This is a genomic window from Duganella sp. AC237 (assembly GCF_979254035.1).
Genome location: NZ_CEEDEW010000003.1, coordinates 751,436 through 766,863 on the forward strand (window position 1 = coordinate 751,436; position 15,428 = coordinate 766,863).

Genomic DNA, 15,428 nt, shown 5'->3' on the forward strand with positions numbered 1-15,428 from the left:
AAATGCATCGCGATATTCAAACTGATAACTGGATCGCCGTCTGCAACCTGGACGACATCGTGCCCAACACCGGCGTGTGCGCACTGCTGAACAACGCGCAGATCGCGGTCTTCCACGTCAACGACGGCGGTCCGCGCGTGTTCGCCATCGATAACTACGATCCGAATTCGGAAGCGGCCGTGCTGTCGCGCGGCCTGGTGGGCAGCCTGGGCGAGCGTATCGTGGTCGCCTCGCCGATCTACAAACAGCACTTCGACCTGCAAACCGGCGAATGCCTGGAGGCGCCGGCCAACTCGGTTGGCACCTATCCGGCCCGCGTCGCAGACGGCAAAGTCTGGGTAGGCCTATGAAACCCCCGGAGCGCGTGGAATCGAAGCCTGCGCTGGTCGTCATCGGCAACGGCATGGCCGGCATGCGCACGGTCGAGGAGCTGCGCAAGCTCGATCCGGACATGTACGACATCACCGTGTTCGGCGCCGAGCCGCATGGTAACTACAACCGCATCCTGCTGTCGCCGGTGCTGGCCGGCGAGAAGACGATGGACGACATCATGCTCAACACGCGTGAGTGGTACGTCCAGCATGGCATCACCTTGCACGCGGGCGATCCGGTCGAGCATATCGACCGCCGCAAGCGCATCGTGCGCGCCCGCTCCGGCCTGGAAGTACGTTACGACCGCCTGCTGATCGCCACCGGCTCCAAGCCGTTCATCATCCCGGTGCCGGGCCACCAGTTGCCGGGCGTATTGGCCTTCCGTGATATCCAGGATGTGGAATCGATGCTGGAGGCGGCGCGCAACCACAAGCACGCGGTGGTGATCGGCGGCGGCCTGCTGGGCCTCGAAGCGGCCAACGGCCTGCAGCGCCAGGGCATGTCCGTCACCGTGGTCCACGTGACCGACGCGCTGATGAACCAGCAGCTCGACAAACCCGCCGCCCAGCTGCTACAGCGGGCGCTGGAAGACAAGGGCCTGACGTTCATGCTGAACGCGCAGACCGCCGAAATCGTCGGTACCGACCGCGCCACGGCCGTGCGCTTTAAGGACGGCAGCGAGATCCCGGCCGATCTGGTGGTGATGACCGCCGGCGTGCGCCCGAATATCGAACTGGCCAAGGCGGCCGGCCTGCATTGCGACCGCGCCATCATCGTCGACGACACCTTGCAAACCTACGATCCGCGCATCTACGCGGTGGGCGAGTGCGTGCAGCACCGCAGCGCCACTTTTGGTCTCGTCGCGCCGATCTGGGACCAGGCCCGCGTCTGTGGCGCCCATCTGGCCGGCGCCGGTGTGCGCCGTTACGTGCAGCAAACTTCGCCCACACGCCTGAAGGTCACCGGTGTAGACTTGTATTCGGTCGGCGATTTTGTCGGCGGCGAGGGCAGCGAGGACCTGGTGCTGCGCGATGCGCGCCGTGGCGTCTACAAGCGGCTGGTATTGAAGAACAACCGCGTCACCGGCGCCGTGCTGTATGGCGACGTAAAAGACGGCCCGTGGTATTTCGGCCTGATCCAGAACAACACCGACATCACCTCGATCCGGCAAACCCTGTTATTCGGCGAGGCGCTCAGCGCCAGGGCCGCGTGATCCAATAGTCTAAGCGAGCGAATTTTGAACCTGTCCCAAGACCATCTGTCAGTCCGCACCACCTGCGCATATTGCGGCGTCGGTTGCGGTGTGAGCGCCACCCCCAAGGGCGACGGCACGGTCTCCATCGCCGGCGACAAGCTGCACCCGGCGAACAAGGGGCGCCTGTGCGTCAAGGGTTCCGCGTTGGGTGAGACGGTAAGCCTTGATGGCCGTATGTTGTACCCGCAGGTGCGCGGCGAGGAAGGCCTGCGCCGCGTCTCGTGGGGCGAGGCGCTGGACAAGGTCGCCGGCACCTGGCGCGCCATCATCGACGAACATGGCCCGGACGCCGTGGCCTTATACGTATCGGGCCAGCTGCTGACCGAGGATTATTACGTCGCCAATAAGCTGATGAAGGGTTACATCGGCAGCGCCAATATCGACACCAACTCGCGCCTGTGCATGTCGTCGGCGGTGGCGGGCTACAAGCGCGCCTTCGGCGAAGACCTGGTGCCGCTGTGCTACGACGACCTGGAGCTGGCCGACATGGTTGTGCTGGTCGGCTCCAACACCGCGTGGTGCCATCCGATCCTGTTCCAGCGCATCCTGAAGGCCAAGGAAAAGCGCCCGGAAATGAGGATCGTCGTCATCGATCCGCGCCGCACCGCGACCTGCGAGCTGGCCGACCTGCACCTGCCGGTGAAGGCGGGTACCGACGTCTGGCTGTTCAACGGCTTGCTCAGTTATTTGAACCGCATTGGCGCGGTTGATCCGGCCTTCGTGGCCGATCACACCAACGGCTTCGAGGCGGCGCTCGCCACCGCCAACGCCGATTGCAGCGATCCGGCCGTCGTGGCGAAGATCTGCCGCATCGAGCTGCCGGTGCTAATGGAGTTCTACGAACTGTTCGCGGCGACGCACAAAACCATCACCGCCTACTCGATGGGCGTGAACCAGTCGTCGTCCGGCACCGATAAAGTCAACAGCATCATCAACTGCCACTTGATCGGCGGCCGCATCGGCCAGCCGGGCATGGGACCGTTCTCGATCACCGGCCAGCCCAACGCCATGGGCGGACGCGAAGTGGGCGGCCTGGCCAACATGCTGGCCGCGCACATGGACCTGGACCGCGCCGACCATCGCGAAGTCGTGCAAACCTTCTGGGAGTCGCCGGCGATGGCCGACAAGCCAGGCCTGAAGGCGGTCGACCTGTTCAAGGCGATCGAAGACGGCAAGGTCAAGGCGGTGTGGGTGATCTCCACCAATCCGGTGGTCAGCATGCCGGACGCCGACCAGGTGCGGCGCGCGCTGGAAAAATGCGAATTGGTGGTCGCCACCGACATCATGCAGAACACGGACACCAACGCTTATGCCGATGTGCTGCTGCCGGCGCTGGGCTGGGGCGAGAAGGAAGGCACGGTCACCAATTCCGAACGCCGCATCTCGCGCCAGCGCGCCTTCCTGCCCGCTCCAGGCGAGGCGATGGCCGACTGGAAGATTTTGGCGTTGTTCGCGCAGCGCTTGGGCTTCAGCGGTTTCGATTTTGACGGTGCGGGCGCGGTGTTCGACGAGCACGCGCGCCTGAGCGGCTTCCGCAACAGCGCCGCCGACGTGCCGCGCGCCTTCGACATGTCCGGCTTGGCGCAGTTGAACAAGAACGAGTACGACGGCCTGGAACCGGTCCAGTGGCCGGTGCGCCGTGGCGCCGACGGCGGCATGGAGGTGGAAGAGCGCCTGTTCGCCGACAAGCGCTTCGCCCACGCCGACGGCAAGGCGCGCTTCATCGTCACCGTCCCGCGCGCGCCGGCCAACGCCATCAGCGAGGACTTCCCGCTGGCGCTCAACACCGGCCGCGTGCGCGACCAGTGGCATACGATGACGCGCACCGGCAAATCCTTCACTTTGGCCGACCATATCTCCGAATCGTTCGTCGACATCCACCCGCAGGACGCGCTGCTGCACGGCGTGCGCGAGGGCGATCTGGCGCGCGTCAGCTCCGAATGGGGCGCGATGGTGGCGCGCGTGCAGCACGGCGGCGGCATCCCGCGCGGCACGGTGTTCATTCCGATCCACTGGTCCAGCCAGACGTCGTCCGACGCCCGCGTCGGCGCGCTGGTCAACCCGGTGGTCGATCCGGTGTCGGGCGAGCCGGAATTCAAACATACGCCGGTGCGCATCGAGCAGTTCCGCGTCAACTGGCACAGCTTCATCCTGAGCCGCACGGAAGTGGATCTGGACAGCGTCGCTCACTGGACCCGCATCCAGGGCCGCGAATTCGCGCGCTACGAGCTGGCCGGCCGCAACACCATCTCCGATTTCGGCCAGTGGGCGCGCAGCGTGCTGGGTGTGCGGGATCTCGACGCCGACTGGCTCGAATACGAAGACCGCACCGCCGGCGTGTACCGCGCCGTGCACGTGGTGAACGACCGCATCGAACAATGCATCTTCCTGTCGCCGCGCCAGGACATGCCGTCGCGCGCGTGGCTCGCCAGCCTGTTCGTCAAGGAGCAATTGAGCGAAATCGACCGCGTCGGCCTGCTGGTCGGCATGCCGGTCGAGAAGGGCGCCGACACCGGCCCGACCGTGTGCTCGTGCTTCGGCGTGGGCCGCAACACGATCTGCAACGCGATCATCGAGAAGGACTTGCAAACGGTCGCGCAGGTGACGTCCTGCCTTAAGGCGGGTGGCAATTGCGGTTCCTGCGTCCCCGAAATCAAGAAGATTCTTGTGCAAACGCGCGTGGAGGCGGCGGAAGCAAGGTTGTAAATATGGTAAATTAGACTATCGATCGCTTGATCATGACTACAGAGAGCGAACATGTCTATCCGTGAAAACTTCTCCGACGCCGATATGGACCAGTGGCTCAACGAGAACCGAGTCACTGAAATTGAATGCCTGGTGCCCGATTTGACGGGCGTCGCGCGCGGCAAAATCCTGCCGCGTGCGAAATTCACCCAGGAGCGCGGCATGCGCATCCCCGAGGCGGTGCTGGGCATGACCGTCACCGGCAACTACCCGATCGAGAACGCGGCCTACGACCGCGCCATCTCCTCCACCGACCGCGACATGATCCTGCGCGCGGACCCCGGCAGCATCACCGCGGTGCCGTGGGCGGTCGATCCCACCGCGCAGGTGATCCACGATTGCTACTTCGCCGACGGCACCCTGGTCGACTTCGCGCCGCGCTCCGTGCTGCGCCGCGTGTTGAAGCTGTACGCGGAGCGGGGCTGGAAGCCGGTGGTGGGGCCGGAGCTGGAGTTCTACCTGACCGAAAAGAACATCGATCCCGATCTGCCTTTGCGGGCGCCGGTGGGCCGCAGCGGCCGCGCCGAGACCAGCCGCCAGGTCTACAGCATCGACGCCGTCAACGAGTTCGATCCGCTGTTTGAGGATATCTATGACTACTGCGCGCTGATGAACCTCGACGTCGACACCCTGATCCACGAGACGGGCGCCGGCCAGATGGGCATCAACTTCCAGCACGGCGATCCGCTGGCGCTGGCCGATAACGTCTTCTACTTCAAGCGGACATTGCGCGAGGCGGCGCTCAAGCACGACATGTACGCCACCTTCATGGCCAAGCCGATGGCCGGCGAACCCGGGTCTGCGATGCATGTGCACCAGAGCGTGAGTGACGCCGCTACCGGCCGCAATATCTTCAGCGCGCCGGATGGCTCGCCATCGGCGGACTTCCGCCACTACATCGGCGGCCTGCAGCGCTATACGCCGGCGGTGATGGCGATCATGGCGCCTTACGTCAATTCGTACCGCCGTATCGTGCGCCATACGGCCGCGCCAATCAACGTCCAGTGGGGGAACGACAACCGCACCGTCGGATTCCGCATCCCCATCTCCGGCGTCGAGCAGCGCCGCGTGGAGAACCGCATCATCGGCGCCGACGCCAATCCTTATCTGGCGATGGCGGTGACCCTGGCCTGCGGCTATCTGGGCATGGTCGACAAGCTGGAGCCAACGCCGATGATCTCCGGCAGCGCCTACGACCACGCCTCCGAACTGCCGCAGGGATTGCCCCAGGCGCTGGAATGGCTGCGCCGCGAGGACCGCATCCGCGAGGTGCTGGGCGAGCGCTTCATCGACGTCTACACGGCCATCAAGGAGGTCGAGCACCAGGAGTTCATGACCGTCATCAGCCCGTGGGAGCGGGAACACTTATTGCTGCACGTGTAATTGGCAGCATTTATAATCACGTGTCCCAAAAATCGGGCGGCCGGCGGATGGTCGTTTCAAATATATTATTAAAATCATTTATTATTTCATAACATGACCATAGAGCGAGCTGCTGAACCCTTCCTCCTGATCCGCAATCTGGTTAAGGAATTCGACGGTGTCCGCGCTGTCAACGACGTGTCGGTCGCCATCAACAAGGGCGAGATTTTCGCCTTGCTGGGCAGCTCGGGCTGCGGCAAATCGACCCTGCTGCGGATGCTGGCGGGATTCGAGACCCCGACCCAGGGTCAGATCACGCTCGCCGGCAAGGACATCGTCAGCGTGCCGCCGTATCAGCGCCCGATCAACATGATGTTCCAGTCGTACGCGCTGTTCCCGCACCTGTCGGTGTGGGACAACATCGCCTTCGGCCTGCGCCGCGATGGCCTGCCGAAGGACGAAATCGCCGCGCGCGTGGAACAGATGCTCAATCTGGTGCAACTGACCGCCTACGGCAAGCGCAAGCCGCACCAGCTGTCCGGCGGCCAGCAGCAGCGCGTGGCGCTGGCGCGCAGCCTGGCCAAGCGGCCGCAATTGCTGCTGCTCGACGAGCCGCTCGGCGCGTTGGACAAGAAGCTGCGCGAGCGCACCCAGATGGAACTGGTCGGCATCATCGAGGAAGTCGGCGTCACTTGCGTGATGGTCACCCACGACCAGGACGAGGCGATGAGCATGGCGACCCGCATCGCCGTCATGAGCGAAGGCCGCATCCTGCAGGTCGGTCCGCCGGGCGAAATCTACGAAACGCCGAACTGCCGCTTCGTGGCGGACTTCATCGGCAGCGTCAACCTGTTCAACGGCAGCGTCACGGTCGATGAGCCGGACCACGTGATCATCGACACGCCCGAGGGCCGCCACTACGTCACCCACGGCATCACCGGGGTGATGGGAATGCCGGTGGCGGTGGCCGTGCGGCCCGAGAAGATCGCCCTGCAAACGGAGGCGCCGACCCTGGAGCAGCGCGCCAACGCCGGCGAGCATGGCTACAACTGCGTGCAGGGCGCGGTCACCGCGATGGCCTACTTCGGCAACGAGACCTTGTACCACGTGCGCCTGGACAGCGGCATGGAGATCAAGGTCTCGCGCACCAACGCCGCCCGCCACGACGACGCCGCGCTCAAGCGCGACCAGCGCGTCTACGCCCGGTGGGACGGCGCCGACGTCGTCGTGCTGACCAGCTAAGGCGGAACCGTCATGAACTTCCTGAAGAATTTACTGACCTTGCGATGGCTGACCGGCCGCCGCGTCGTCATCGCCGTGCCGTTCCTGTGGCTGACGTTCGCCTTCCTGGTACCGTTCCTGATCGTCCTTCGCATCAGCTTCACCGAGTCGGACATGGGCAATCCGTTCGGCACCTTGATGACACTCGTCGACGGCATCATCACGTTCAAGGTCAAAATCTCGAACTACCTGTTCATCGCGGAGGACGAGCTGTATGTGCTGACGTATCTCAGCTCCCTCAAGTTCGCCGCCATCACCACCGCGCTATGCCTGGTCATCGGCTACCCGTTCGCCTACTTCATGGCGCGCGCCAAGCCGACCGTCCGGCCGGTGCTGCTGATGCTGGTGATGCTGCCGTTCTGGACTTCCTTCCTGCTGCGGATCTACGCGTGGAAGGGCATCCTGGCCACCAACGGCATCGTCAACAACTTCCTGATCGGGATCGGCGCCATCAGCGAGCCGCTGCACCTGATGAACACCCAGTTCTCGCTGATCATCGGCATGGTCTACGCCTATCTGCCGTTCATGATCCTGCCGCTGTACGCCAACCTGGTGAAAATGGATACCCGTTTCCTGGAGGCGGCCGCCGACTTGGGCGCGACGCCGCTGCAAGCGTTCTGGCGCATCACCGTGCCGCTGTCGAAGTCCGGCATCATCGCCGGCTCGATGCTGGTGTTCATTCCGGCCATCGGCGAATACGTGATTCCGGAACTGCTGGGCGGTCCGGAGACACTGATGATCGGCCGCCAACTGTGGGACGAATTCTTCACCAATAACGACTGGCCGCTGGCGTCTTCCGTGACGGTGGTGGTGATCCTGCTGATCCTGGTGCCGATGGCGATCTTCAATAAATACAAGGCAGAGCAGGAGGCCCGCTCATGAAAGGCAATACCACTTTTATGCAGCGCTGGTTCGGGCGCGGCTGGCTGTCGATGGGATATCTGTTCCTGTATCTGCCGATCGTCGTGCTGGTGATCTTCTCGTTCAACAGCTCGCGCCAGGACATGGTGTGGACCGGCTTCTCGCTGCAATGGTACGCTGCGCTGATGAACGACGCGGAGATCATCAGCGGCCTCGGACTGTCGCTGCGCATCGCGCTGATGACGGCTTGCGCGTCGGTGGTGCTGGGCACCTTCGCCGCCTTCGTGCTGAATCGCTATCACCGTTTCACCGGCCGCACGCTGTTCGCCGGCATGGTCAGCGCGCCGCTGGTGATGCCGGAGGTGATCATCGGCCTGTCGCTGCTGCTGATGCTGGTGTCGGTGCAGAAGGTGTTCGGCTTCCCCGAGCGCGGCATGATGACGATCTGGATCGGCCACACCTTGCTGGGCATGGCCTATGCGGCGGTGGTGGTGCAATCGCGCCTGCAGGAGATGAACAAGTCGCTGGAAGAGGCGGCGATGGACCTGGGTTGCAGGCCGTATCAGGTGTTCTTCCTGGTGACGCTGCCGAACATCAAACAGGCGCTGGGCTCCGCGTGGCTGCTGACGTTCACCTTGTCGCTTGACGATGTGGTGCTGTCGGCGTTCCTGTCCGGCCCCGGATCGTCGACGATGCCGATTGTGATCTTCTCGCGTGCCCGCCTCGGATTGGACCCGCGCGTGAACGCGGTCGCCGCGCTGACTATCCTGGTGGTCACCATCGGCGTGATCGCGTCGAGCCTCTACATCGCCCGCAACGAGCGGCTGCGCCAGAAGCAGATTTCATCGGCGGCCAAAGGTTGACCCACCAATTCATTTAACTTCACCAGCGGGGGCGAACACCGAAATAGGAATATGATCATGTAATTCATGCTAAATTGATAAACATGCGCAGCCCTATCGTTCTCGTTCCCGCTTGCGTCAATCTGGTTGGCGTCCACGCCAGCCACACCGCGCATCTCAAATACGTCGCCGCCGTGGCCGACGGCGCCCGCTGCACGCCGCTGATCGTGCCGGCACTGGGCGCGACCACCGATTTCGACGCGCTGCTCGATCTAGCCGACGGCATCATGCTAACCGGTTCCCCCTCAAATGTCGACGCCGCCCTGTATGGGCAAGCGGTGCTCGATCCCTTGCTGCCTCGCGACGCCGCGCGCGACGCCACCACGCTGCCGCTGATACGCGCCGCGATCGAGCGCGGCATTCCGCTGCTGGCGATCTGCCGTGGCTTCCAGGAGATGAACGTGGCGCTGGGCGGCACGCTGCACCAGGCGGTGCACAACGTGCCGGGCATGTCCGATCACCGCGAGCAGAAGACGCTGACGCTGGAGCAGCAGTACGCCGCGTCGCACAGCGTGACCCTGGATGCGGGCGGCCGTTTGGCGCAAATACTCGATGGGGTACCGACGATCATGGTCAATTCTCTGCACGGGCAGGGCATCGCCACACTGGCGCCGTCGCTTGTGGTGGAAGCCCGCGCCGACGATGGCCTGGTCGAGGCCTACAGCCTGCCGGGCGACACGGGATTCGTGCTCGCGGTACAGTGGCACCCCGAGTGGCGGTTATCAGAGAACCCCGACTCGATCAAGTTGTTCCAGGCCTTCGGTGAGGCCTGCCGCATCTACAAGCAAGGGAGAGACGCATGAAGACCTACGAACAGTGGGCGCGGCGGGTCCCTTAGTGCCCCTTTTCGCGTCATCCCACAGGACCACGGCAACGGCGGCCCGCACGCGGCCGCGCGCACGATCAAAACAACAATGAGAGAATTACATGGCAATCCGCGAGAACTTTACGTACACAGACATGGATCTGTGGCTGAACGAAAAACACGTCACCGAAATTGAATGCCTGGTGCCCGATCTGACGGGCGTGGCGCGCGGGAAGATCCTCCCGCGCGGTAAGTTCACCCAGGAGCGCGGCATGCGCATCCCGGAAGCGGTTCTGGGCATGACCGTGACCGGCAATTATCCGACCGAGGACGCGGGCTACGACCGCGCCATCTCCAGCACCGACCGCGATATGATTCTGAAGGCCGATCCGACCACCATCACCATGGTGCCGTGGGCCAGCGATCCGACCGCGCAGGTGATCCACGACTGCTATTTTTCGGATGGCCGCTTGGTCGACTTCGCGCCGCGCTCCGTGCTGCGCCGGGTGCTCAAACTGTATGAGGACAAAGGATGGAAGCCGGTCGTCGCGCCGGAACTGGAGTTTTACCTGACCGCCAAGAACAGCGATCCCGATCTGCCTTTGAAACCGCCGATCGGCCGCAGCGGCCGCGCCGAGACCAGCCGCCAGGTCTACAGCATCGACGCAGTCAACGAGTTCGATCCGCTGTTCGAAGATATTTACGATTATTGTGATCTGATGAACCTCGACGTCGATACGCTGATTCACGAAATCGGCGCCGGCCAGATGGAGATCAACTTCCTGCACGGCGATCCGCTGGGTCTGGCCGACAAGGTGTTCTTCTTTAAGCGTACCTTGCGCGAGGCGGCGCTCAAGCACGACATGTACGCCACCTTCATGGCCAAGCCGATGGCCGGCGAGCCCGGTTCGGCGATGCACGTGCACCAGAGCGTGGTCGACGTCAAAACCGGCAAGAATATCTTCAGCGCGGAGGATGGCTCGGCCGCGCCGATCTTCAAGCAATACATCGCAGGCCTGCAGCGCTACATGCCGTCGGCGATGGCGATCGTCGCGCCGTATGTCAATTCGTACCGCCGCCTGGTGCGCCATACGGCGGCGCCGATCAATATTCAGTGGGGCATGGACAACCGCACCGTCGGTTTCCGTGTGCCGGAGTCGGGCGTGCAGGATCGCCGCGTCGAAAACCGCATCATCGGCGCGGATGCCAATCCGTACCTGGCGCTGGCGGTTACCTTAGCCTGCGGCTATCTCGGCATGACCGAGCAGCTGGAGCCGACGCCGATGACCGTGGGCAGCGCCTACGACCTCAAAGTCGAACTGCCGCAAGGCCTGCCGGAGGCGCTGCAGCATCTGCGCGCCGAGGACAAACTGCGCAGCGTATTGGGTGGCCGCTTTATCGACGTCTACGCCGCCATCAAGGACCTGGAGCATCAGGAATTCATGACCGTCATCAGCCCGTGGGAACGCGAACACCTGCTGCTGCACGTCTGACCGTCCAACCCTCCAACAAGGAATCACTATGGCAAATAACTCATTGGCACCAAGCGCCGCGCTGGTCGCGTCGGTAAAAAATCCGGCCGCGCCGCAGGTGTACGACACCGCCGCGATCCAGAAGCTGGACACGGCCCACTACATGCATCCGTTCACCGACCACAAGGCGCTGGGCGAAAAGGGCGCGCGCGTGATGGTGCGCGGCGAGGGTATCTACCTGTGGGATTCGCAGGGCAAGAAGGTCCTAGACGGCATGTCCGGCCTGTGGTGCGTCAATGTCGGCTACGGCCGCACCAGCATTTCTGAGGCTGTGTACAAGCAGATGGAGACGCTGCCGTTTTATAACAGCTTCTTCAACACCACCAACGTGCCGGCGGTGCAACTGGCCGCCAAGCTGGCGAAGATATCGCCGCCGCAGTTCAACCACGTCTACTTCACCGGCTCCGGCTCGGAAGGCAACGACACCAATCTGCGCATGGTGCGCCGCTACTGGGACGTATTGGGCTACAAGGAACGCCACACCATCATCAGCCGCCACAACGCCTATCACGGCAGCACCGTGGCCGGCGCCTCGCTGGGCGGCATGGACGGCATGCACGCGCAGGGCGGTTTGCCGATTCCCGGCATCGTCCATATCGGCCAGCCGAACTACCTGGAGTCGGGGCACGGCATGACGGAGGACGAATTCGGCATCGAGGCCGCGTCGTGGCTGGAGAAGAAAATCCTGGAGGTCGGCGCCGACAAGGTCGCGGCCTTCATCGGTGAACCGGTGCAGGGCGCCGGCGGCGTGATCATCCCGCCCGCGACGTACTGGCCCGAGATCCAGCGCATCTGCGACAAATACGGCATCCTGCTGATCGCCGACGAGGTGATCTGCGGCTTCGGGCGCCTCGGCAAGTGGTTCGCGTCGGAGCTGTTCGGCATGAAGCCCGACCTGATCACCTTCGCCAAGGGCGTCACGTCCGGCTATGTGCCGCTCGGCGGTGTGCTGGTCGGCGACCGCGTGGCCGATGTGCTGATCGGGCAGGGCGGCGAGTTCAATCACGGCTTCACCTATTCCGGCCACCCGGTCGCCTGCGCGGCCGCGCTGGAAAATATCCGCATCATCGAAGACGAGAAGCTGGTGGAGCGCGTCGCCAACGAAACCGGGCCATATCTGAAGAAGCGCTTCGCGGAACTGTCCGACCATCCGCTGGTTGGATACGCTGACAGCTGCGGCTTCGTCGCGGGCCTCAATCTGGTGCGCAGCAAGGGCGCCGTTCCGCACGATAACGTGACGTTCGACGAGGCGCTGGGCGTGGGCATGGTCTGCCGTGGCTACATGTTCGACAATGGCATGATCATGCGCGCCGTCGGCGACCGCATGATCATCGCGCCGCCGCTGGTCATGACCGTGGCGCAGATCGACGAGATGGTGGCGCTGATACGCAAATGCCTGGATCTGACCTACGCCGACATCAAGGAACGCGGCTGGGTCTAAACCTGAATTGGATTGGAGCGCAAAATGACTGCAACATCGTGGCATGAGCGGGCGGCGAGCCTGCAGATGGACGGCCGGGCCTTCATCGGCGGCCAGCGCGTGTGGGCGAAGAACGCGCAGCAGTTCGAAAACCTGTCGCCGATCGACGGCCGCAAGCTGGGCATGGTCGCGCGCTGCGACAGCGCCGATGTCGACGCGGCGGTCGCCAGCGCGCGCGAGGCCTTCGAGGCGCGCAGCTGGGCGGGCAAGTCGCCGGCGCAGCGCAAGCGCATCATGATCAAGTTCGCCGACCTGGTGCAAAAGTACGGTCCGGAACTGGCCCTGCTCGAAACGCTGGACATGGGAAAACCGATCAAGTACAGCCAGAGCGTGGACGTGGGCGCGACCGCCAATTGCCTGCGCTGGTACGGCGAGGCGATCGACAAGATCTACGACGAGATCGCGCCGACCGCGGAGAACAGCCTGGCGCTGATCACGCGCGAACCGGTCGGCGTGGTCGCCGCTATCGTACCGTGGAACTACCCGATGATCATGGCCGCGTGGAAGATCGCACCGGCCCTCGCCGCCGGTAACAGCGTGGTGCTCAAGCCGTCGGAGAAGTCGCCGTTGACGGCGCTGCGGCTGGCCGACATCGCGCTGGAGGCGGGCATTCCGGCCGGCGTATTCAATGTGCTGCCCGGATACGGCCACGAGGCCGGCGCCGCGCTGGCGCTGCACATGGACGTCGACTGCATCGGCTTCACTGGCTCCACCCGCGTGGGCAAGCAGATTTTCCAGATGGCAGGCCAGTCGAACCTCAAGCGCGCGTGGACCGAATTGGGCGGCAAGTCCGCCAACATCGTCTGCGCCGACTGTCCCGACCTGGATGCGGCGGTGGCGTCGGCCATCGGCTCGATCTATTTCAATCAGGGCGAGAGCTGCAACGCGCCTTCGCGCCTGTTCGTTGAAGCATCGATCAAGGACCAATTCATCGAGAAGGCGCTGGCGATGATGCCGGACTTCCAGCCGGGCGACCCGCTCGACGAGAACACGGTGATGGGCGCCATCGTCGATGCGACGCAGCTGAAGACCGTGATGGGATACATCGAAGCCGGCAAGGCGGATGGCGCCAAGCTGCTGTCGGGCGGGCGCCAGGCGCGCACCGAGACCGGCGGCTTCTTCGTCGAGCCGACCTTGTTCGACCAGGTCGACAGCGGCATGACCATTGCGCGCGAAGAGATCTTCGGGCCGGTGCTGTCGGTGCTGGCCTTTACCGATCTGAAGGAGGCTATCAGGCAGGCCAATTCCACGCCTTACGGCTTGCAGGCGGCGGTATGGACGTCCGACATGACCAAGGCGATACAAACGGCGCGCGCGCTGCGGGCCGGCACCGTGCACGTGAACCAGTACGACGGCGACGACATCACGGTGCCGTTCGGCGGCTACAAGCAGTCCGGCAATGGCCGCGACAAGTCGCTGCACGCGTTCGATAAATACACCGAACTGAAAACCACCTGGATTCAGATCGGCTAGCGAAAAAGGGAGACGGCGATGAGCCAGGCAATGAAGGATTTTCTACGCGACCGCAATATCCACGAAGTGGAGTGCGTGATCGCCGACATGACCGGCATCGCGCGCGGGAAAATCCTGCCCAAGGACCTGTTCCTCAGCGAAGGCGAGATGCGCCTGCCCAAGAGCGTCCTGCTTAACACCGTCAATGGCGAGCAGCCGAATAATCTGCCCTACACCGGCGCCACCGATCCGGACATGATCTGCGTACCGGATCTGGCCACCTTGCGGCAGGTGCCCTGGGCGGCGGAAAACGTCGCGCTGGTAATCCACGATTGCCAGAACTTCGACGGCACGCCGGTGGGCCTGTCGCCGCGCGCGGTGCTGCGCAAGGTCCTCAAGCTGTATGCCGACCGTGGCTGGCAGCCGGTGGTGGCGCCGGAGATGGAGTTCTATCTGGTCGCGCGCAGCAGCAATCCGCACGAGCCGCTGACGCCACCGCTGGGCCGTAGCGGCAAGACCGAATCCGGCCGGCAGTCGTACTCGATCGACGCGGTCAACGATTTCGATCCCTTCTTCCTTGAGCTGTCCACGTTCTGCAAGCAGCACCAGTTGGGTGTCGAGACGCTGATTCACGAAGCCGGCGCTGGCCAGATGGAAATCAACTTCACCCACGGCGACGCGCTGGAACTGGCCGACCGCGTGTTCCTGTTCAAGCGCGCGGTGCGCGAAACGGCGCTGCGGCACGGGATCTTCGGCACCTTCATGGCCAAGCCGATGGAGACGGAGCCGGGCAGCGCGATGCATATCCACCAAAGCATCCTCGATGCGGCGACCGGCAACAACATCTTCACTGATAAAAAAGGTGAGGCGAGTCCCCTGTTCTTCAACTATATAGCGGGCCTGGAGCGTTACACGGCGGCGGCCACCTTGCTGTTTGCGCCGCATGTCAATTCCTACCGGCGGCTGTCGCGCTTCATGTCGGCGCCGACCAATGTGCATTGGGGCTATGACAACCGCACCTGCGGCTTCCGCATCCCCAACTCCACGCCGACCAATCGCCGGGTGGAGAACCGCGTGCCCGGCGTCGACGTCAATCCCTATCTGGCGATGGCTGCGACGCTGGCGTGCGGCTACCTGGGCATGGTCGATGGCCTGACGCCTTCCGAGCCCACCGAGGGCAGCGCCGAGCATGTGCACGACCAGCTGCCGCGCAATCTGGAGGATGCGATTTTGCGGCTGCGTGAATGCAAACCCCTGAGCGAGATATTGGGCGAGTTGTTCGTGCAGGCGTTCTGCGAAGTCAAGGAGCTGGAATTCGCCACCTACAGCCGCGTGATCAGTTCCTGGGAGCGCGAGCATCTGATGCTGCTGGTGTGAGGAG

At 63.7% G+C, this 15,428-nt stretch carries 12 protein-coding genes; all 12 read left to right on the forward strand.

What is annotated here, in order from left to right:
- The first annotated feature begins 2 nt into the window (after positions 1-2).
- The 12 genes from nirD to AC0IYS_RS03735 all read left to right on the forward strand — a co-directional run bounded on the left by nirD (position 3) and on the right by AC0IYS_RS03735 (position 15,424).
- Positions 3-350 (forward strand): nitrite reductase small subunit NirD, encoded by a 348-nt coding sequence (gene nirD, locus AC0IYS_RS03680; RefSeq protein WP_090325260.1) that lies wholly within the window; start codon positions 3-5, stop codon positions 348-350.
- On the forward strand, positions 347-1,585 hold the full coding sequence (locus AC0IYS_RS03685) for an NAD(P)/FAD-dependent oxidoreductase (protein ID WP_471703903.1): 1,239 nt from the start codon (positions 347-349) through the stop codon (positions 1,583-1,585). Before nirD ends, AC0IYS_RS03685 begins: the two co-directional genes overlap by 4 nt.
- Before the next feature lie 24 nt (positions 1,586-1,609).
- The gene (locus AC0IYS_RS03690) at positions 1,610-4,333 is read left to right on the forward strand and encodes a molybdopterin-dependent oxidoreductase (RefSeq protein ID WP_471703904.1); all 2,724 of its coding nucleotides are present in this window, start codon (positions 1,610-1,612) and stop codon (positions 4,331-4,333) included.
- Between the two features lie 51 nt (positions 4,334-4,384).
- A complete protein-coding gene (locus AC0IYS_RS03695; protein WP_471703905.1) occupies positions 4,385-5,755 on the forward strand; it encodes a glutamine synthetase family protein in 1,371 nt (456 codons plus the stop codon).
- Between the two features lie 93 nt (positions 5,756-5,848).
- Positions 5,849-6,976 (forward strand): ABC transporter ATP-binding protein, encoded by a 1,128-nt coding sequence (locus AC0IYS_RS03700; protein ID WP_471703906.1) that lies wholly within the window; start codon positions 5,849-5,851, stop codon positions 6,974-6,976.
- A gap of 12 nt (positions 6,977-6,988) precedes the next feature.
- Positions 6,989-7,897: an ABC transporter permease subunit gene (locus AC0IYS_RS03705; RefSeq protein ID WP_471703907.1), complete on the forward strand. Its 909-nt coding sequence runs from the start codon at positions 6,989-6,991 to the stop codon at positions 7,895-7,897.
- Positions 7,894-8,739 carry an ABC transporter permease gene (locus AC0IYS_RS03710; protein WP_471703908.1) on the forward strand — a complete coding sequence of 282 codons (846 nt, stop codon included), beginning with the start codon at positions 7,894-7,896 and terminating at the stop codon, positions 8,737-8,739. The genes AC0IYS_RS03705 and AC0IYS_RS03710 overlap by 4 nt, the downstream gene beginning before the upstream one ends.
- 83 nt (positions 8,740-8,822) lie before the next feature.
- Positions 8,823-9,581, forward strand: a complete 759-nt coding sequence (locus AC0IYS_RS03715) for a gamma-glutamyl-gamma-aminobutyrate hydrolase family protein (protein WP_471703909.1) — start codon at positions 8,823-8,825, stop codon at positions 9,579-9,581.
- 124 nt (positions 9,582-9,705) lie between these two features.
- Positions 9,706-11,076, forward strand: a complete 1,371-nt coding sequence (locus tag AC0IYS_RS03720; protein WP_471703910.1) for a glutamine synthetase family protein — start codon at positions 9,706-9,708, stop codon at positions 11,074-11,076.
- Between the two features lie 28 nt (positions 11,077-11,104).
- The gene (locus tag AC0IYS_RS03725) at positions 11,105-12,556 is read left to right on the forward strand and encodes an aspartate aminotransferase family protein (RefSeq protein ID WP_471703911.1); all 1,452 of its coding nucleotides are present in this window, start codon (positions 11,105-11,107) and stop codon (positions 12,554-12,556) included.
- A 24-nt stretch (positions 12,557-12,580) separates the two neighbouring features.
- Positions 12,581-14,068 carry an aldehyde dehydrogenase gene (locus AC0IYS_RS03730; RefSeq protein ID WP_471703912.1) on the forward strand — a complete coding sequence of 496 codons (1,488 nt, stop codon included), beginning with the start codon at positions 12,581-12,583 and terminating at the stop codon, positions 14,066-14,068.
- Between the two features lie 18 nt (positions 14,069-14,086).
- On the forward strand, positions 14,087-15,424 hold the full coding sequence (locus AC0IYS_RS03735) for a glutamine synthetase family protein (RefSeq protein ID WP_471703913.1): 1,338 nt from the start codon (positions 14,087-14,089) through the stop codon (positions 15,422-15,424).
- Positions 15,425-15,428 lie beyond the last annotated feature (4 nt).

Excerpts from the sequence above, each read along its gene's own strand:
- nirD (WP_090325260.1), top strand. The coding sequence starts at position 3 with ATGCATCGCGATATTCAAACTGATAACTGGATCGCCGTCTGCAACCTG.
- AC0IYS_RS03685 (WP_471703903.1), top strand. The coding sequence starts at position 347 with ATGAAACCCCCGGAGCGCGTGGAATCGAAGCCTGCGCTGGTCGTCATC.
- AC0IYS_RS03695 (WP_471703905.1), top strand. The coding sequence starts at position 4,385 with ATGTCTATCCGTGAAAACTTCTCCGACGCCGATATGGACCAGTGGCTC.
- AC0IYS_RS03700 (WP_471703906.1), top strand. The coding sequence starts at position 5,849 with ATGACCATAGAGCGAGCTGCTGAACCCTTCCTCCTGATCCGCAATCTG.
- AC0IYS_RS03705 (WP_471703907.1), top strand. The coding sequence starts at position 6,989 with ATGAACTTCCTGAAGAATTTACTGACCTTGCGATGGCTGACCGGCCGC.
- AC0IYS_RS03710 (WP_471703908.1), top strand. The coding sequence starts at position 7,894 with ATGAAAGGCAATACCACTTTTATGCAGCGCTGGTTCGGGCGCGGCTGG.
- AC0IYS_RS03715 (WP_471703909.1), top strand. The coding sequence starts at position 8,823 with ATGCGCAGCCCTATCGTTCTCGTTCCCGCTTGCGTCAATCTGGTTGGC.
- AC0IYS_RS03720 (WP_471703910.1), top strand. The coding sequence starts at position 9,706 with ATGGCAATCCGCGAGAACTTTACGTACACAGACATGGATCTGTGGCTG.
- AC0IYS_RS03725 (WP_471703911.1), top strand. The coding sequence starts at position 11,105 with ATGGCAAATAACTCATTGGCACCAAGCGCCGCGCTGGTCGCGTCGGTA.
- AC0IYS_RS03730 (WP_471703912.1), top strand. The coding sequence starts at position 12,581 with ATGACTGCAACATCGTGGCATGAGCGGGCGGCGAGCCTGCAGATGGAC.
- AC0IYS_RS03735 (WP_471703913.1), top strand. The coding sequence starts at position 14,087 with ATGAGCCAGGCAATGAAGGATTTTCTACGCGACCGCAATATCCACGAA.